Annotated in this window: 16 protein-coding genes and 1 tRNA gene; 9 read left to right on the top strand and 8 right to left on the bottom strand. The window is 40.8% G+C overall.

Annotated features, from left to right (window positions below; genetic code table 11):
- Positions 1–55: 55 nt before the first annotated feature.
- Together M886_RS06945 and M886_RS17450 are read right to left on the bottom strand one after the other, a co-directional pair.
- Positions 56–2,071, bottom strand: coding sequence for a cation:proton antiporter domain-containing protein (locus M886_RS06945; RefSeq protein ID WP_048050924.1), 2,016 nt, complete (start codon positions 2,069–2,071; stop codon positions 56–58).
- Positions 2,072–2,382: 311 nt separating this feature from the next.
- Entirely contained in the window at positions 2,383–3,042 is a 660-nt protein-coding gene (locus M886_RS17450; RefSeq protein ID WP_053228872.1) for a methyltransferase family protein, read from the bottom strand.
- Between the two features lie 177 nt (positions 3,043–3,219).
- Between M886_RS17450 and M886_RS06935 the strand changes: the two genes are divergently transcribed.
- Positions 3,220–3,762 (top strand): cysteine hydrolase family protein, encoded by a 543-nt coding sequence (locus M886_RS06935; protein ID WP_048050923.1) that lies wholly within the window; start codon positions 3,220–3,222, stop codon positions 3,760–3,762.
- Positions 3,763–3,875: 113 nt separating this feature from the next.
- On the opposite strand, the gene M886_RS06930 is transcribed toward M886_RS06935, so the two are convergent.
- Positions 3,876–4,250, bottom strand: coding sequence for a DUF2769 domain-containing protein (locus M886_RS06930; RefSeq protein ID WP_048050922.1), 375 nt, complete (start codon positions 4,248–4,250; stop codon positions 3,876–3,878).
- Between the two features lie 221 nt (positions 4,251–4,471).
- Here M886_RS06930 and M886_RS06925 point away from each other — a divergent pair, with 221 nt between their 5' ends.
- On the top strand, positions 4,472–5,140 hold the full coding sequence (locus tag M886_RS06925; RefSeq protein ID WP_235203891.1) for a hypothetical protein: 669 nt from the start codon (positions 4,472–4,474) through the stop codon (positions 5,138–5,140).
- A gap of 92 nt (positions 5,141–5,232) precedes the next feature.
- On the opposite strand, the gene M886_RS06920 is transcribed toward M886_RS06925, so the two are convergent.
- Positions 5,233–5,676, bottom strand: a complete 444-nt coding sequence (locus tag M886_RS06920) for a rhodanese-like domain-containing protein (protein WP_048050921.1) — start codon at positions 5,674–5,676, stop codon at positions 5,233–5,235.
- A 393-nt stretch (positions 5,677–6,069) separates the two neighbouring features.
- Between M886_RS06920 and M886_RS06915 the strand changes: the two genes are divergently transcribed.
- Both M886_RS06915 and M886_RS06910 read left to right on the top strand, forming a co-directional pair.
- On the top strand, positions 6,070–6,546 hold the full coding sequence (locus tag M886_RS06915) for a MarR family winged helix-turn-helix transcriptional regulator (protein ID WP_048050920.1): 477 nt from the start codon (positions 6,070–6,072) through the stop codon (positions 6,544–6,546).
- 210 nt (positions 6,547–6,756) lie between these two features.
- Positions 6,757–7,248, top strand: a complete 492-nt coding sequence (locus M886_RS06910; protein WP_011033835.1) for a GNAT family N-acetyltransferase — start codon at positions 6,757–6,759, stop codon at positions 7,246–7,248.
- 177 nt (positions 7,249–7,425) lie between these two features.
- Here the strand turns inward: M886_RS06910 and M886_RS18245 are convergent, their stop codons facing one another.
- Entirely contained in the window at positions 7,426–7,827 is a 402-nt protein-coding gene (locus tag M886_RS18245; RefSeq protein WP_152558001.1) for a hypothetical protein, read from the bottom strand.
- Positions 7,828–8,441: 614 nt separating this feature from the next.
- On the opposite strand from M886_RS18245, the gene M886_RS06900 reads away from it, so the two are divergent.
- Both M886_RS06900 and M886_RS06895 read left to right on the top strand, forming a co-directional pair.
- Positions 8,442–9,098, top strand: coding sequence for a ferric reductase-like transmembrane domain-containing protein (locus M886_RS06900; RefSeq protein ID WP_048046746.1), 657 nt, complete (start codon positions 8,442–8,444; stop codon positions 9,096–9,098).
- A 16-nt stretch (positions 9,099–9,114) separates the two neighbouring features.
- Positions 9,115–9,366, top strand: coding sequence for a CBU_0592 family membrane protein (locus M886_RS06895; protein WP_137726713.1), 252 nt, complete (start codon positions 9,115–9,117; stop codon positions 9,364–9,366).
- Positions 9,367–9,440: 74 nt separating this feature from the next.
- On the opposite strand, the gene M886_RS06890 is transcribed toward M886_RS06895, so the two are convergent.
- Both M886_RS06890 and M886_RS06885 read right to left on the bottom strand, forming a co-directional pair.
- Positions 9,441–10,202 carry a potassium channel family protein gene (locus M886_RS06890; protein ID WP_052728076.1) on the bottom strand — a complete coding sequence of 254 codons (762 nt, stop codon included), beginning with the start codon at positions 10,200–10,202 and terminating at the stop codon, positions 9,441–9,443.
- Positions 10,203–10,596: 394 nt separating this feature from the next.
- Positions 10,597–12,525, bottom strand: a complete 1,929-nt coding sequence (locus M886_RS06885) for a DUF4430 domain-containing protein (protein WP_235203890.1) — start codon at positions 12,523–12,525, stop codon at positions 10,597–10,599.
- 684 nt (positions 12,526–13,209) lie between these two features.
- Between M886_RS06885 and M886_RS06880 the strand changes: the two genes are divergently transcribed.
- Entirely contained in the window at positions 13,210–13,671 is a 462-nt protein-coding gene (locus tag M886_RS06880) for a PaaI family thioesterase (RefSeq protein ID WP_084685050.1), read from the top strand.
- A gap of 148 nt (positions 13,672–13,819) precedes the next feature.
- Here the strand turns inward: M886_RS06880 and M886_RS06875 are convergent.
- Positions 13,820–13,891 (bottom strand) — tRNA-Gly (locus M886_RS06875).
- Positions 13,892–14,101: 210 nt separating this feature from the next.
- Here M886_RS06875 and M886_RS06870 point away from each other — a divergent pair.
- Both M886_RS06870 and polX read left to right on the top strand, forming a co-directional pair.
- Entirely contained in the window at positions 14,102–15,844 is a 1,743-nt protein-coding gene (locus M886_RS06870; protein ID WP_200880716.1) for an ATP-dependent DNA ligase, read from the top strand.
- A gap of 78 nt (positions 15,845–15,922) precedes the next feature.
- A complete protein-coding gene (polX, locus tag M886_RS06865; protein WP_048050918.1) occupies positions 15,923–17,677 on the top strand; it encodes a DNA polymerase/3'-5' exonuclease PolX in 1,755 nt (584 codons plus the stop codon).
- Positions 17,678–18,276 lie beyond the last annotated feature (599 nt).

Below are 18,276 nucleotides of genomic sequence, written 5' to 3'. Positions count from 1 at the left end.
GAAAAGGTAAGTTCCATGAAAAGGTAAGTTCCATGAAAAGGTAAGTTTTCATTCACTACTGAACGCTTTCAAAGAACTTCCGGACATTGTAGAGGTCTTCGGTTTTTCCGAGGAGGACGCAGGCATCTTTTGCGTGAAGAAGGAAGTCTCCTGCCGGGGTATGGAACATATCCGCGCCTCTGCGGACAGATATTATCGTCACTCCATGCCTTCTTCTGAAATCCAGTTCAGAAAGGGTTTTTTCCTGGAAACTCGAACCCTCCCCTACCTTGAGGACCTGAATATCGATTCCAGGAAGCCCGTCCTTTATACTGAAACCGCTGTCAATTCCCGGCTCGACAACCAGTTTTCTCAGTCTTCTGTAACCGTTAGCTCTCAAATCGTTTACCATTTTTTCAATATTTTCCCTGGGGACAAGGTATTTTTCAAGCAGGCGGACAAAAATTTCCACTGAGGTTTCGTATTCTTCAGGAATGATTTCATCTGCGCCCATGGAGTTGAGTCTTTTCATTTCCTGCAGGTCATGCACTTTTACAATTACACAGATATTGGGATTCAGCTCTTTTGCTTTCTCTACAATTTTCCCTGTGGAGGAAGAATCAGCTATTCCTGTTACAAGGACCCTCGCATTTTTAATTCCTGCATGTTCCAGGACAGCTCCGAAGGTTGCATCCCCATACTGGATTTTCTCCCCTTTTGCTTTCTCATGCTGCACAATTTCGGGATTCATTTCAATTATAAGATAGGGGATGCCAGCGGCTTTTGCTGCCTTTGAGATAGTCTTTCCGGAAAAACCAAACCCCACTATAATAAGATGATCTTTAATCTGGGGCTCGGTCATCTCTTCTTTATAAAGGGGCTCGGAATAAATGCCGTTTATCAGCTTCATTCCATGAGTCGTATCTGAGACCTTTTTGACAATGAAATCAGCAGGCCTGTAAGAGGCATTGATCAGGAAAGGTGTAACTCCCATGGTGAGGATTGAAACTGCCAGAAATGTCTGATAGGTTTCTTCTGCAAGAAGGGAGTACTCCAACCCCAGCCTGGAAAGGACAAAGGAGAATTCTCCTACCTGAGAAAGGGCAAGTCCTGTAAGTATAGTGGTGCGGAGGGGGCAGCCAAGAAGGAAGGTCACAAGACTTCCGGCGATCAGTTTTATGATGATGAGGCTGATCGTGGCAAGAATAATAACAGAAAGGTTGTCAAGCAGGTAGTGGAGATCCAGAAGCATTCCTACGGACACGAAAAAGAAGCTCATGAACATATCTTTTAAAGGCATGATATTACCTATTGCCTGCTGGCTGTACTGGGACCCTGAGATGACGATCCCGGCTAAAAAAGCTCCCAGTGCCAGGGAAAGCCCTATACTGTAAGTGAAGACGGCTGCTGAAAGGCAGATGAAAACGACACTGACGAAGAAAAGCTGTTTACTGCCCGTCTTACCTACATGGTAAAATATCGCGGGGACAACAAACTTGGCACTCAGGATAAAAGTTAGAATAATCAGGGAGCCCTTGAAGAAAATGTTCGGAAGAGCCCCCTCAAAACTCACAGAACTTCCTGCAAGTATCGGAGTGATCAGGATAAGGGGCACGATAGCAAGGTCCTGAAATATAAGAATTGCAAGTGAGGTTTTTCCATGAGGGGTATAAACCTCATTTCTGTCCTGAAGGACCTTGAGAACTATTGCAGTGCTGCTAAGTGAGATCAGGAGACCTGTAAATAAGGATGCAGAATGACTGAAACCAAGATTTGTACAGACAGCCAGCACAATTCCTGTTGTAAAGAGGATCTGAAGAGCACCTCCCACCAGTACAGCCTTTTTCATATTCCAGAGGTCTTTTAAAGAGAGGTCGACTCCGATCGTAAATAGCAGGAAAATAACGCCCAGTTCGGCATTTATTTCCATGTTTTGCCCGCTGTCCAGAATCCCAAGCCCGTGAGGGCCTATCAGCACCCCGGTGACAAGAAATCCCAGCACCGGAGGGACTTCAAATTTGGAGAATATGGTAAGGATAAGAATGGCAAAACCCAGAATTACATCGACATGCGCCAGCACAGAGAGATCCATTTCGTTTTACTCCTCTGGAAATCAAAACAAAAATATTTACAGAGTTCTAAATTGAAGTTTCTCAAATTTTCAAAGAACATTACAGAGTGAAGTTCATGAAATATTATTGTACTCACCCGCCCCACGAATATTATCTGATGTAAGTGAACAAATATTTATTAACAGATATAGTATTTTCGGTAGAAAATAGAACAGAAAAAATAGGAAGCATATACAGTATCTCAATTAATTTTCATTTTATTCCTGAACTTATCTTTCTGGAAATAAGGAAAAGGATTCAGGAACTTAATCCTCAGGAATCTGATCTAGAATTACCATATTTTTGGGATCAGCCTGTAGGTTCTCTTTACATAATCTTTATACCCGTTCACTTCCCGGAGCAAGGTCTCTTCTTCCAGCTTCAGCCTGTACAGGAAGAGAAAAACGAGTACTGCCGAAATGCTGAGTGAATAATAAGCATTGAGGATAAGAGGAATACCGACGGCCTGCAGGAGGTTCCCTGCGTAAGCAGGATGCCTTATGAACCTGTAAGGTCCGCTTTCTATAAGCTCGTGCCTGTCCTTAACCTCAATATGCACAGAAAAGTATTTGCCCAGGGTCCATATGCCCCATGCCCTGAGGATTGTACCGGATACTGCCAGAAATGTGCCAGAGGCTGTAACGGCAGGTGAATACCCGGGAAAAAGGCTGTATTCAAGGACCAGGAGGATCAAAAGCAGCCACCAGAAGAATAAAAGCAGGTAACGGGTCCATTTATCTGACTGTATCCCTGGAAGGTCAGAACCCCTGTATGCGAATTTTTCTGCCTTCAGATAAAATATAAGCGTTCCTGCATAAACATAAACCGGCAGATGATTTAAAGAGTTCCAGTTCCTGTCCAGGACTGTCCAGGTTGCAACTGCCAGTAAAATCATTGGTATGCTTATGATCCAGCTTATCTGATCTTCTTTTTTTATTTTGAGTCCAGGCATTGAATATTTTAATGAAATTAATTATTCTTCTATTTTTCCAGCCTCTCAGTAAATTCATAAAGTGAAGCAAAAAACAAACAGCAAATAAAAAACAGGTCATGCATAAAAACCAGAATTAATTAAAAAGCCTGTGAGAAAACCGTCAAAAATATCATTATTGACAGCTTCACTGGCAGTATGAAAGAAACCCTTCTTCTTATTGATATTCAGAACGACTATTTTCCAGGAGGCAGGATGGAACTTGCAGGCATGGAAGACGCGTCAAAAAAGGCGGCTGGTCTCCTTAAAGCATTTCGTGCTTCAGGCGAGCCAGTATTCTTTATCAAACACCTTTCTACCAGGCCCGGAGCTTCCTTTTTCACACCCGGGACTCCAGGAGCGGAAATCCATGACAGCATCCGGCCCCTAACAGAGGAAACAGTTATTGAGAAACATTTCCCGAACAGCTTTTTCCAGACTGATCTTCTCTCACGGCTGAATGAAGAAAATGTGACAGATCTGGTAATCTGCGGGGCAATGAGCCATATGTGTATAGACACAACTGTGAGGGCTGCAAAAGAACTCGGTTTTACATCTACCCTTATTGCCGATGCCTGTGCTACTCGTGATCTTAAATTCAAAGATGAACTCCTGCCTGCCAGTACTGTTCATGCGTCTTTCATGGCTGCACTGGATGAAATGTTTGCAAAAGTAATGACCGCAGAAGAATACCTTGTATGAAAATTAATTTTCCATCTTTCTTTTAATTTTATGATTTTTATAATAAAAAAGTAGTAACAGTGAATAAATGAAAATTGCATGTAAATGAAAAACTACTACCTTTCAAACAGAAATCAGGTTGCTTTGCCGTTCATACAGAAGTACTGAGACGGCTTTCCCTCTCCCAGGTTGTACTCTTTCCAGACTTCACAGGTATTGCAGATGCATTTTCTGTCAGGGTTAAGGTCCTGGCATGTAGCTTTGTCTGTCGAGCAGTACAGTCCCGGAACATCTCTGGGGTCAGGAACTTTTTCTCCAGACATCTTTTCCATTGCTTTTTTTGAGCTTTCAAGTTTGTCCTGTGCACATTTACTGTCAGACTGAACCGGACACTGTGAGCACATGCATTTTTGAATGTTTTCCCGTGCATAAGGGACTTCGAAGTCCGTACCTCTCTCCCTGGGCTCTAAAGAACCCTTTCCTTCGGATGCATCTTTTCCTCTGTTCATGTTATCCCCCTGGTCTGTATTCCAATTAGTATTCCATTTCTGGTTTTGGTTTAAGGGCATAAAAGTCTTTTCAGTTACAGAACAAATATTCAGTGGCTTATTCATCAACCATTTAAAAATATAACAATGAAAGCAAGCATTTTTACTGAAAGAACCCTGAAAATTCCAGAAGAAAAAATGCAGGATATAAGATTTATATATATAAAATTAAGTATATAATTATGAAAAGAAAGGATAAGATCCGGGTGGGGATGTACTTATCGTATATGGTTTTCATAACCATTATAGGAGTAGCGTCGTATTTTGTGAACAACCTTCTGGACCTTGCATTATCTGTAATTGCTCTGATTCTGATATTATCTCCAGTCCTTATACGAAAAGATTTCAGTGCAAATTTTCCAAGTCTCATTGATACTCTTATCCTTGTGTATCTTTTCCTTGGAACATACCTCGGGAGCTTCAAGTCATTCTTTGAGAGGATCTGGTGGTGGGATATTTTACTGCACTTATTGATGGGGGTCAACATAGCCCTGATCAGTTTTTCAGTCATATATCGCCTGAAAGAAGTAAAATCTCATGTCCAGTTGAGTCCGTTCATGGTAGCGTTTTTCTCATTTGCAATTTCGATGGCTGCAGGAGGGATCTGGGAAATTGTAGAATATGTCCTTGACACATTCCTCGGGTTTGAACTTCAAAAACCCCACCCGGATACGATGATAGATTTGATATTCGTATTTATAGGAGGGCTGATAGTTTCCACAGGAGGCTACCTGTATGCAAAGTACCCGAGAGCAAATATGATAGAACTGCTGTTCTCAAAGGACGAAATAGAAGCCATGAAAGATGACCATCCTGAGCTCCAAAAAGGGAAAGGGCGCCTGGAATTGTGAAAACGCACTCATTTTCTGAGCTATGAAACAGAGATGAATAAATCATATTTCTCCATAAATAATGGAGATATCAAAAGATTGCAGTTTCCTGGTTATTCCGAACTTACAACCGGATACCCTGCACCTGTCCAGGCGTTAATGCCTCCTTCCATATTGTATACCTGCGAATATCCGGCATTTACAAGGATCTTGCTCGCTAAAATGCTTCTGTGCCCTGATCTGCAGTAAACCAGTATTTTTTTGTTTTCAGGAACCTCATCCACCCGTGCTTCAAGCAGTTTATCAGAACTTAGACTGGATCCGGACGAGTTAGTTACTGGGATCAGGGTTGCACTTTCAATATGAAAAGAATTAAACTCGGAAGGTGTCCGGACATCAAGCAAAAATACATCTTCTTCGTCGAGCAATTCCTTTGCTCCTTCAACGCTTACATTTGTAAACCCCGAAGGACGTTCTCCGCCCCGCGGGGCAAAAATCAGTATTGCAATCAAAATTACTAAAAAAGAGGCTAAATACACTAAATTCTGTTTGTTCAATCAAACGCTCCTCCCTATTGAATTGATAAAGACAAAAATAAGAGATCCCAGAACAGTCAAGGACCTCTTAAGCAGTCATCGGATAATAACAGGCTTACATAAATATAAAACAATTGCGGAGAGTTCTGAAACTTCAGTCTGTTCTTCTTTCATTTTCGAACGCTACAGCAGCCTTTATTCTGGAGATTCAGGTTTGTTTTAAGGGAAGTCTCGGAAATCAGAATGTTTATAGAAGGCAAAAAATTATAATACTGGCATGAAATTCCCCGAAGGAGCAAACGCAAGTAGAATTTGTCGTATAAAAAAGAATATAAGTAAGTCACGTCCAATTTCAGAGAAATAAAGTCGCAGACTAAAAAATATGCAGACTAAAACATTCCCGGGGACGCAGAAGTGGATAAACTGAGCCTTGACGAAAAAGTAGATCTCCTTATAGAAAACGGGATCAGAATCCTGAATAAAGCGTATGCTCTTGAAAAAAAACCTGTGGACATGGGGCATGGTGTTCTTCTCTATCCTTCGGAGTTCCATCTGATTGAAACTGCTGGTAAAAACCCGGCAGAAAACCTGACTTCAATATCTTCCCGTTTAGGAGTGACTAAAGGGGCAATCTCCCAGATGGTCAAAAAGCTTGAGAAAAAAGGGCTTGTAAAAAAGGTCCGAGTTCCTGGGAATAAAAAGGACGTCATGCTCGAACTGACAGATTTCGGCAGGGAAGCCTTTGAGTGGCATAAATCTCTCCATGAATCAATGGAAGCCGGAATAAGAAAGGAGCTTGAGGGTATGAGCAGTTCTGAAATGGAGACCTTTCTCAGAGTCTACGGGTATCTTGAAAGGATGCTTGACCGGTGTATGGAGAGGTACAGGTAAAAAACAGGTTAAATCCCGCGTTAATCCCGGACAAACTAAAACCCAGCCAGAAAAATAATTTTTTGTTTAACAGCTAAATTAAAATAGCAAATCTGCGATAGATAGTATAGCTACTATACAATTTAGAGCCGGTAATAGATTAGCAAACCAGAAAAAAGATTACGGACAGGCAAAATAAAATTTTTGAAACATGGAAAACAGGTGAGTAAAGTGGGATACAAATTTTCTCCAATCTCTTCCGAAGATAGGGAGGCTGTGATTGATACTTTCAATTACTATATTGAGAACAGTTTTGCTGCTTATCCTGAGACCAGGGTTCCTTACGAATTCTTCGAGTTCTTTCTTCAGGTCACTTCAGGATACCCGAATGCTGTCGTAAGGGATGAAAATAAAAACTTCGTGGGCTTTTGTATGCTCCGCCCCTATTCTCCAATGTCTGCATTTTCCGGAACAGCCGAGATATCTTATTTCATCAGGCCCGAGTTCACGGGAAAAGGAACTGGTTCCTTAATGCTCGAACACCTCCTTTCAGGCGCCAGGGAAAAAGGGCTGCACTCTATCCTGGCAAGCATTTCTTCTCTCAATGAAGGAAGCATCCGTTTCCACAGCCACCACGGGTTCTCGGAATGTGGAAGATTCAGGGAAGCGGGAAAAAAGAACGGGAAGTTCTTTGATACGGTATGGATGCAAAAATTACTTTAATTACCAGATAAAGTGATAAAAAAGTAAAAAGCTAATCCCGGCCTGCTTTGAATGTTACAGATCATCATGATTTATACGATATAATGAAATTCCGTAACAATTTATTTTGTTTTAACAGGCCGCAGTTAGCTTTAATTTATGTCTGGTTCAGTCTTTTCATTAGTTTTTTATGTTCAATTAGCAGCATTTAGAAAAGCATTTCCCGCAGTCAAAGACGTCTCCGAAAAACATCCACAGGATAGAGAAACAGCTGTTGAACTTATAGCCAGTGTAGTTGTAACACTTGACAGTGCACTTGTTTTTAGGGGCACACTTCTCTTTAGGAGCGCACTTATCTTTAAAGTCGCACCTGTCTTTAATCTTGCACTTCTCTTTAGGAGCGCACTTGTCTTTAAAGTCACATTTGTCTTTAGGAGCGCACTTGTCTTTAAAGTCACATTTGTCTTTAAAGTCATATCTGTCGTCACAGTCACATTTCTTATTGCAAGAGCATGCGCTTACTGATGCAACTGTCGATGCCATTACAAAAAAGACTGCTAGCAAAAGAACCAGCGCCTTTCTAAATCTTGATTTTAACATTTTATATACTCCCCAGATTTTCATCTTATTGATAGTATTTTAAGTCCGTTGGTTTTTTATTTGCTTTCAATCGGAGATGTATTGTATCATACAATTTTACCATTTAAACACAGAATCCATTCCCCGGTAATTAATAAGTAGATTCTGTCCTCGCCCTGTTACCGATGAAAGTGACTTAAAATTATACCAACGCATAATACCAACACAAAATTAGTACCGGAATGATATAATATATACAGAAATATAAATTAGAAACGAATGTTATTGAAAAATATATAACCTATATTATAGGTTTATACAATTTCTTTATTAAAACGCGATTTTTACCATTTCTGATCGTTAGTATGTTATTATTTATACAAAGTCTAGTGAAACTACAGTAACAGATTGAGGAAGATAAAAGGGATGTTGCCTAAAAAAGCAGCAGTGGGAAGAGATTTTTTTTAACTGAATCAGATTTATGTGATTGGAGTTATTTACAGAATACAATTATATAAAGCTAATTTCACAGGAGATGAACCACCATAAGAAAAACTTATACTGGATTCTGATAACAGAAATGTTCCAGAAAATCAGTGCTGTTAAAAGCAGCAGACAAATGAGGGGGTAATATTTTGAGCAGGGGAGATACTGGAAAAGAAACCGGCAATAAACAAGGCAAAGAAACTCCAGGAAACAGAAAAAAAGATCAGCAATTTTACTTAATTTATGGCATTATTGTGATAATGATCCTTTTCATAACATACCTTATTCTGCAGAAACCCGGGGAACCCCTTAGGATGATAGCCCGATTTGCAGCAACATTCGGATACCTGGCAATTTTCCTTTCAATACTCAGCTCCGAATACATGGCTAAAATGAGAAAAATATCAGGAATGCCTTTTTTAAGAGCCCACCATAATCTGGCAAGAATTGGAGTCCTGTTAATCCTGATTCATCCTTTAAGCCTTGCCCTTCAAGCTCAGGACTTCACGATTTTCCTGCCAGTATTATATCCTGTAGAGACTTTTCTCGCACTGGGCGGCAGGACTGCACTCTATCTATTCCTCCTGGCTGCGGGCATTGCCCTTTACAGGAGAAAATACAGAAACTGGAAGAAGGTGCATTACCTGAATTACCTGGCTTTTTTGCTTGTTTCAGCTCACGCTTTAATGATAGGGAGCGATTTTAAACAGGACATAATGAGAATCATTGCAATTATAATGGCAGTTACTGTAACAGGTATATTCATACATAAGAGAATCGGTGTCGGAAAAAAGATATATAAGTAAAAATATATTTCTGTTCATGGTTGAATTTTCAGTGATAGTGGGCTCAACAGGCGTACTCATGTTACTGCTGGCCTTTCTCCTTAATCTCTTCAAGATTCTGATGCAGGATACAAAAACATATGCTATGCTAAACGTGGTCGGTGCAGGGCTTTCATGTTATGCTTCGATACTTATTGATTACATGCCTTTCGTAATCCTTGAAGGGACATGGGCGCTCGTAGCCTTTATAGGACTTGTCAGACTCATTAAAACCCCTGGAGAGGCTTGAAAATAAAAGAGAGTCAGGTACAGACCACAAATTCATTAAAATTTTACTCAGCTTTATTTTAGGAAGACTTAAATTTACTTTTTTTCCTTTTCTGAAAACTTGCTTATTTCACTGGAAAGCCTCTGCACTTCCTTCCGCAGTTCCACAATTTCTTTAGAAGATTCTTCCTTCTCTTTTCCGATAAGAAGACTGGCAAGGGCTGCTGTGATATATCCAAAAATTGCAAAAGCGTAAACGGATAAGAAAAAAGTTAAAATCCGTCCTTCAAAGGTTTCAGGCCAGTAATCGCTTCCAATTGTCGTCATAATCATTGCTGTCCACCAGAAAGCATCCCAGTAGGAACTGAGACCAGGTCTTTCAAAGCTGTACATCCCTGCTGCACCTATAGAAGTTACCAGAGCCGTAAGCAGAAGGACATATTCCAGCCCTCTCTGTCTCACAGCCTTTCTGACAGTCCTTATGCTCCTGTTAAATGAAGAAAGAATTCTGGCAAGGTTAAATGACCGGATGAAACTTGAAAGTTTAAATAGCCTGAAACCGCGGAATAATTTTAATATCCTCAGAGCAGGAAGGAAGAGAGAAAGAGCAACAAGCCAGTTTTCCTTTAAATAAACCTTTTTTTTCGGAGCAATATACAGTTCAACAAAAAAATCAGCTATAAAAATACCCCAGATAACAGTACTTGCCGTTTGCAGGCGTGAGGAAAGCCCGTAGACAAAATCAACAATAATAAGGATTAACCATACTATTGACAGCAAAATCAAAGGAAAATCCAGAATCTCGTTAATCTGGGAAAGCAGGTCCAAACGTTCCCGCTGTATCTGTTCTTTGTCCATATGCTCTCTCATCTCAAATTATATAAAAAATAAAGAAGTGTGCATTATAGTAAAAGAAAAAATCTGTAAATATTATTAGTCTCATGAGATAATTTAAGGTTCTCAGACAGACCTTTTTTAGTTAGAGAACTGTTTTATGCGGTTATTATTCCTGGAGATGAAAACTCGAAAGAATTGATTCTCAGCAGAAATTGTTGAATACGACAGAAAAGAGAAATTGTTGAACATGTCAAAAAAGAGAAATTGTTAGTATAGCAAAATGCAGAAGTAACCCTGAAGATCTACATTTTTTAAGGATATCATATTAGTAAAAAAGAAGAGAGCTGCAAATCATATAGACTTACAGCCCAAACTTCCAGAACAGAGTTTCCAATCGGAAGACACTGTTGATCAATTACATGTCGTTATTTGTACTGTCATCTCCATTCATGTCGTCCGTGTCGTTTTCATTCATGCCTTCTGTACCCGTGTCCATGTTATTGGTATCGTCTTCACCCATGTCGTCGTTATTCATATCATCCATGTCGTCACTGGTGTCGTCAGTCGCATTGTCCATAACTGACGCGACAAATTCAAGCCCGCTCGCATTAAGAGCTCCAATGTCAGTAAAGTTATCGATTTCAGACTCCTGGTTAGAGCCTTCAGGCGTGAAGGTAAAGGTCCCTTCAGTGAGGTTTACCGTATTGTCGAATAATACAATAAGATCCTCATTTTCGTTCTCCTGCTCTTCTGCTTCATCGACAACTGTGATATTAGCTACGTAACGAGCATCTCCAAGTACCGCATTTCCATCATCTTCAGTTGTGTACCAGAAGCTTATTACGTCTCCTTCATTTACTTTGTTCATCCCGAAATCCTGTTGAGCTGGTTCCCCGTTTATGTAGACGAACCACATTTTATTAAATTCCCGGTCGTTTTCGATTTCCTGGATGCTCTCAAGCTTGAGTGGCACGTTTGAAACATTGCCGGTCTGGTCCCCGGTCACGTTAGTCATATTTCCGGTGGTCACGCCAGTCATATTACCGGTCATGTTGTCTGTAACATTATCAGCTACACCGGTCATGTTGTCCGTGGTCACATTGGTCATGTTGCCTGTAACATTGTCAGTTACGTTGGTCACATTTCCAGTGGTCACGTTAGTCATCTTTTCGACCAGATCACCAATATCTTCAATGGTAGCCGTGTTCTGAGTTATGTTGCAGATAACCGTCCATGTCACGATTCTGACCATATCATCGATATTTCTGACTGCGACCATTTTCTTGGTTACGTTTTCCACGCCCTGATTGGTGTTTTCTTCCATTTCGGTTGTGTTATCCATAGCCCCGATAATAGCCGTATTTCCGTCCATCGCAATCAGATCATCTATATCCTCTTCATCTATTTCGGGTACATCGTCCGTACTTCTGACTATGACCATGTTCCCGGTGAAATTGTATGCAGCGGGTTCAGTCATATTAGCCGTGCCTGTGTCCGTTTCAGTGAGATTGGCTATTGCTTCGGATATTTCGGCGGCATCAGCTATGTTTTTGATTACAACCATTTTTCGGGTCATATCGCCGGTCACGGTTCCGGTCATATTTCCAGCCGTAAGTACAGTCATGTTGTCCATGCCTTCTGTCATGTTATTCATACCGCTGGCATTATCCATGCCCTGTGACGTGTTCAACATGATTGTTCCGGTCATATTCCCGGTTGTAATTATGGTTATGTTTCTGGAGACATCCATATTACTGGTATCGTTGGTAGCGTTATTTGTAGCATTATTTGCGTTATCGGCAGTCTCAGTAACATTATTGACAGTCTCAGTAATGTTATTGGCAGTCTCAGTAACGTTATTTCCAGTCTCAGTAATGTTATTGGCAGTCTCAGTCATATTTTCAGTGGCATCATCCATACCTTCTGCCATGCCATCCGTTTTTCCGAAGATGACCACGCTTCCAGGTATACCATCAACTTTTCCGGCCATGACAGCTTTTTCTGTCATGTTACCCATATCTTTGATCAGAATAATCTTCCCGCTTACCTCAAGCGTTTCGGGAATATTCATATCACTGCTAACATCAGTCGTATTACCGGTGGCGTTATTCATACCGTCAGTAACATTACTCATGTTATCATCACTCATGTTATCCTCAAATTCCATTTCTTCGACAATGACCGCATTTCCGATGATATCACATGTAATGGTTTCAGTAATATCGCCGGTTGTGATCATGTTTATGTTCTCCATGTTTCCGAATACATCTGTCTGTGCCTGTACGGCCACAATAGGCAGAGCCAGACATAATACTAACAGGAAAACCATCAATTTCATCTTCATTCTATACCCCCCGTATACGAGTCCGGTCTTATGGACCGATTGCAATCATAGAGTTTGATTAAATAAAAATGGTTTTAATAATAACCACTTTAATAATAAAAGGGGAATTTATAAATAATTAATCTTTATTGAACTATAGAAGGGGTAATTTAGAGTTTCAGAGTCAATAAATGCTCAGAAAATGGTATTGACCACAAAAGTATATTTTTTATGATATTTATACAGCTTCTGCGCAAAAACTTCAAAAAAGAAATATTCCAGGCCATAATTTTTAAAAATAGAGACACAGGAAATCTAAATAACTTATTTTAAGCAGTTTTCAGCCCATTCTTTTACCATATTACACATTCCATCCGGTACTTCTGACAAATCATGCCCTGTAACTTCGAATATTGAGTTTTCTGGTTCCTATTTCAGGAAAATATGAATACATCGGACCTCATGAAGGAAGTTATTCATATTCACCTCCGCGTATAAGGAGAAATAAAACCACTTATCAGGATAAAAGACCGGTCTTCTGGAACAGGACAATAAGATGTTCCTTTCGGGTTAAAGTCAGTTTTAAAATGAATCTCATAAGTACTTGAAGAAAAAATAACATAAAAAGATAGTTTTTCCAGAGAGAAATGTTATAATAACTTCCAGGCACATTCAAAGGCATAACTTTAATTAAAAATATGGCAAATGAAAAGTGATTTTGCTGACAATACTTTACTGGCACTTACCGGAGCTATTATTATGGAAAATCTCATTAATTTTTTTAAAAAGGATAAATTCGCCATGCATTCAAGCATAGAACTGCTGGAAGCCGCCCCAGGCTATGCAAAAGCCAGAATGGAGATAGAAGAAAAACATCTTAATGCATTAAGGGCAGTGCAGGGAGGCGCATTGTTTACTCTCGCAGACCTTGCTTTTGCTGCAGCCTCGAATGCATACGGAATTGCTGCAGTTGGGATAAACTCAAATATATCTTTTGTAAAAGCCGCAACAAAAGGCACTCTTATAGCCGAAGCAAAAGAAACTTCAATAAATCCTAAAATTGCCACATACACTGTTAATATCACGGATGATGAAGGAGACCTTGTGGCAATATTTCAGGGAATGGTTTACAGGAAAAAATTTACGCTTGATTTTTCTGAAGCTTAAGCTTCAGAAATAAAAATTGCGCCTGAAATTATGACTTAAGCTAAGCTCAAAAGAAAAACAGCGGCAAAATAAGTTAGATGCTGCTTAAAGTAAAAACAAAATAAAAACACCCTAAAAATATCCGTTTTTTGTAATTTAAAAAAGCTCATGCGACTGCCGGGATTCGAACCCGGGTTCTAAGCTTGGGAAGCTCAGGTCATAGCCACTAAACCACAGTCGCACACAGTCTAAGGAACTGCTATGTACTCTTCTCATGCATCTTTTAGATATTAAAGTTTTCGGTGACAGTGATAAAAACACTCGGGAGAACCGGCTTGCCCTCTGCAGGAATGAAATCTCTTTTTTGGAAATTTGAGGGTGCAAAGCGATAAAGACCGGGGCAGGGAATAGTTATTGTAGAAATTTCAACCAGCTTTTTCGGAGAGGGGCAATGGTGAGGTTTAAAGAGCTTGCAGAGCTTTTTGAGGAGCTTGAGAAGACCACGTCCCACAGGGAAATCGTAAGAAGGATTTCTGAATTTTTTAAGAATCTCAAAGGAGATGAAGTGAAGGACAGTGCGTATCTTTTTCTTGGAAGCACCGGGCCTGCCTTTGAAAACACAACCCTGGGGATCAAGGACATGCTTGCCATAAGGGCCATTGCAGGAGCTTACGGAGTTACCAGAGAAGATGTCAGGAAAAGGTATGCAAGAACAGGAGACCTTGGAGATGTGGCTTTTGAGCTCAGCAAAAAAAGAGAATCTTCCCTGACCATTGAGGATGTTTTTCAAAGGCTTCTACGGATAAAAAAAACCTCAGGAAAAGGCAGTCAGGAAGAAAAAACAGCCCTTTTTTCGGATATCTTACAAAAAGCCACACCTGAAGAAGGTAAATATATAGTGCGACTTGTGCTCGGAAGGCTAAGATTGGGGTTCGGAGACCAGTTCTTGCTCGAAGCTTTCTCAATCGCATTTACAGGGGACAAAAAACATGCCGCAAAAATAAAAGAAAGCTACAGCGTCTGTACGGATATCGGGGAGCTAGCAAAAATCCTTGCAGAAAACGGAGCAAGGGCTACAGGGTTTATCTCCATAAAACCGGGTAGGCCGGTAAAATCCATGCTCTCCCAGCGAGTCGAAAGTTTTGAAGAGCTTGAAAAAAGGGTTAAGGGAAAAAAAGCTGCTGAAGAGAAATATGATGGAGAGAGGGTGCAGGTACATAAAACCGGTGAGGGGATTAAAGCTTTTTCCCGCAGGCTTGAAGACATAACTTCCCAGTACCCTGAAATTATCGAAGATGTCAGAAAAACCGTCCCTGCAAAAGAAATAGTGCTTGATGGAGAAATAGTTGCATACGCAGAACTGGAAAGAAACGGTAACCGGATAGAAGAATTTTACCCGTTTCAGAACCTCATGCAGAGGCGAAGAAAGTACGAGATTGAAAATTACAGGAAGAAATGCCCGGTAGCAGTATTCTTTTTTGATATCCTTTACCTTAACGGAGAGCCCCTTCTAAAGAGGCCCTATCCTGAAAGAAGGGCTTTGCTTGAGATGAACGTTGTTGAGTCAGGAATAATTCGTCTGTCAAAAAGAATCGTTACGGAAAGCGTTGAGGAAATTGAGGATTTTTTTAACGAAACCATAGAAAAGGGGCTTGAAGGAATAGTGGTCAAGTCCATGAGCAGCAACTCTTATTACGAAGCCGGGAAAAGGAGCTGGTTCTGGTTCAAATGGAAACAGGAGTATTCCGTGGGGATGAGAGAGACCTTTGACCTCGTGGTTGTGGGGAGTTATTACGGAAGAGGGAAAAGAAAAGGGTCATTTGGAGCTCTTCTCTGTGCAGTCCTGAATGAAGAGGAACGGCGGTTTGAAACATTGACAAAAGTGGGAACTGGTTTTACTGAAGAGGATGCAGAAGAGATCAACAGGTTGCTTTCAGACCATATCGTAAGCGAAATTCCAAAAGACGTTTCCATTAAAAAAGGTATGCTTCCTGATATCTTTATAGAACCTGCAGTAGTTATCGAAGTCCTTGGCTCGGAGATCACAAACAGCCCCGGACATACGGCAGGAGAAGGAGAAGAGGAAACAGGACTTGCACTGCGTTTCCCCCGGTTCTTACGAATAAGGCACGACAAAACTCCATATGATGCCATGACAGTTAAGGAAGTAAGGGACCTGAAGGACGGAACTTAAAAAGTAAAAGAAAAGTGGAAGAGTGTAAGTAAAATATTTTGAAAATAGCAGGAAAAATAACAGAGTGAGAGGGAGCCTTTGAGAAACCGTGAGGTTGCAGAACTGTTGTATGAAACTGCTGATATAATGGAGTTCCAGCAGATAGAGTGGAAACCGCGAGCTTACAGGCGGGCAGCTCAGAACATAGAGAATTTTGGCGAAGATATTGAAAAAGTCTACGAGAAAAAAGGAAAAAAGGGGCTTACAGAGATTCCCGGCGTAGGTGAATCCATTGCCGACCATATAGCCGAATACCTGAAAACAGGGAAGGTAGAAAAATTTGAGGGTTTGAAAGGTAAAGCCCCTTCAGGCACTGCCGAACTGATGGAAATCAGGGGGCTTGGAGCAAAAAAGATGAAAAAGCTTGCAGATAAGCTTGAGATAAAAACCATGTTAGACCTGAAAAATGCGGTTAAATCTCACAGGATCAGGAGGCTTTCAGGCTTCGGGGTAAAAAGTGAAGAAAATATCGCCAGGGCAATTGAAAACTATGAAAAAAGCCATTCAAGAATCCCGCTTGGAAAGGCACTCCCGCTTGCCGAAGAAATCATATCCGGCTTGAAAGAAGAACTGAAGAACGGAACTCCCGGGTTAGACCTCTCCAGGATCATCTATACAAGTTCCCTGCGAAGGCTGAAAGAAACTATTGGGGACATTGACATCCTTGCAGAAGCAGAAGAAGCAGATGCAGGGAAAATTATGGATGCATTTGTTTCTCTCCCCGAAGCAGGACAGGTTGTTTCAAAAGGCAGAACCAGAAGCAGTGTGATCCTTAAAGAGGGATTTGCGATAGACCTCAGGGTAGTTCCGCCTGAAAGCTACGGGGCAGCTTTACAATATTTCACGGGCTCAAAGGAACACAATATCGGACTCAGAAATATTGCTCTCAGAGAAGGTTATAAGCTTTCAGAATACGGGCTGTATTCCAAAAATTCGGGAGAACGGATTGCAGGCAAAAGTGAAGAGGAAATTTACAGGAAACTCGGGCTTGAGTATATCGCACCTGAACTCCGGGAAAACAGGGGAGAACTTAAGGCTGCAGCAAAGAATGAACTACCAGAGCTTGTGGATGCAGGAGACATACGGGGAGACCTGCACATGCATACGGATTACAGCGAAGGGACAGAGAGCCTTGAAACTATGATAGAAAACGCCGAAGCTATGGGATACGAATATATTGCAGTTACAGACCATTCGCGCTCCCAGAGAATTGCAAACGGAATGGATATTGAAACTTTGAAAGAGCAGTGGAAAGAGATCAAAAGTCTGTCAAAGCGCTTCAGGATAAAGGTTCTCAGGGGCTCGGAAGTTGAGATCCTTAAAGACGGAAGCCTTGACTATCCTGATGAGATCCTTAAAGAGCTGGATATTGTGGTCGGAGCTGTACATTCGGGCTTTGCATCATCGGAAAGAGAGATGACAGGAAGGATTATCACTGCTCTTGAAAACAGTCACCTTGACATACTTGCCCACCCATCAGGCAGGCTGCTAGGGAAAAGGGAAGCTTATGCGGTTAATTTCGGGAAAGTCTTTGAGGCTGCGGCGGCAAATAAGAAAATTATGGAGATTAACTGCCAGCCCTCGAGGCTCGACCTTAACGATGAGCTTATTTTCAGGGCGAAAAACTATGGGCTAAAGTTCTGCATTTCAACGGACAGCCACTCCGTATCTGACCTTGCTTCCATGCGTTACGGGCTCGGACAGGCAAGAAGGAGCTGGCTTGAAAAAGAAGATATTGTGAATACCTACCCGTACTCCAGGCTTAAGGAGGTTTTCAAGAAACTCAGGGATTGAAAGAAAAAATCAAAATTTTGTTGTTATTTTCTTGGAAAGGGATATTTTGTATTAAAATAGAGAAAAAATCTATTCTGGATATAAATATCACAGAAAAGCCTTCTACACCTCCTCTACACCTGAATTTTTCTAATAAAAGTCATTTTTAAAGATATAAATCAGGTTTAAACCCCTTATAGGATTTTGTTTCTATCTTTAGTTTCATAAAACTTATATTTTATTTCATAAATAATATTACGCTTATAGAAGCTAAGATCTTGTAAAAAGAAGGAGAGGGATGCTGAAGAGTCAGCGCTTCCGGATACAACTTTGATGGTAGCTTCAATTCTCTCAAGGGCCTGACAAGTGCAGGTGCATTAAGAAAAGATCTCTTGTGAATGCTATCTGGGTTGTTTTTCTGTGTTCTATTCTTAAGCATAACCATAAGAGTAGCAGCAGGTTCCATTTAGCAGGTAATTGACAGTAGCCTGAGAATCTTCTATTCTGCATTCTCCGGGCAGGGGCATTCAAAGAAACCTGACGTGATGACAGACATGCAGGCCTCAGTAATTGAAGAAGAATAGGAAATGAATGCTGGATAAAACAAAAAGTGATGCATA

This window comes from Methanosarcina soligelidi, assembly GCF_000744315.1.
In the GTDB taxonomy this organism is placed as follows: domain Archaea; phylum Halobacteriota; class Methanosarcinia; order Methanosarcinales; family Methanosarcinaceae; genus Methanosarcina; species Methanosarcina mazei.
This window is presented reverse-complemented; position numbering and strand designations above follow the sequence as displayed.

Excerpts from the sequence above, each read along its gene's own strand:
- M886_RS18245 (WP_152558001.1), bottom strand. The coding sequence starts at position 7,827 with ATGTTAAAATCAAGATTTAGAAAGGCGCTGGTTCTTTTGCTAGCAGTC.
- M886_RS06945 (WP_048050924.1), bottom strand. The coding sequence starts at position 2,071 with ATGGATCTCTCTGTGCTGGCGCATGTCGATGTAATTCTGGGTTTTGCC.
- M886_RS06870 (WP_200880716.1), top strand. The coding sequence starts at position 14,102 with ATGGTGAGGTTTAAAGAGCTTGCAGAGCTTTTTGAGGAGCTTGAGAAG.
- M886_RS06885 (WP_235203890.1), bottom strand. The coding sequence starts at position 12,525 with ATGAAGATGAAATTGATGGTTTTCCTGTTAGTATTATGTCTGGCTCTG.
- M886_RS06890 (WP_052728076.1), bottom strand. The coding sequence starts at position 10,202 with ATGGACAAAGAACAGATACAGCGGGAACGTTTGGACCTGCTTTCCCAG.
- M886_RS06935 (WP_048050923.1), top strand. The coding sequence starts at position 3,220 with ATGAAAGAAACCCTTCTTCTTATTGATATTCAGAACGACTATTTTCCA.
- M886_RS06930 (WP_048050922.1), bottom strand. The coding sequence starts at position 4,250 with ATGAACAGAGGAAAAGATGCATCCGAAGGAAAGGGTTCTTTAGAGCCC.
- M886_RS06880 (WP_084685050.1), top strand. The coding sequence starts at position 13,210 with ATGAAAAGTGATTTTGCTGACAATACTTTACTGGCACTTACCGGAGCT.
- M886_RS17450 (WP_053228872.1), bottom strand. The coding sequence starts at position 3,042 with ATGCCTGGACTCAAAATAAAAAAAGAAGATCAGATAAGCTGGATCATA.
- M886_RS06925 (WP_235203891.1), top strand. The coding sequence starts at position 4,472 with ATGAAAAGAAAGGATAAGATCCGGGTGGGGATGTACTTATCGTATATG.
- M886_RS06895 (WP_137726713.1), top strand. The coding sequence starts at position 9,115 with ATGGTTGAATTTTCAGTGATAGTGGGCTCAACAGGCGTACTCATGTTA.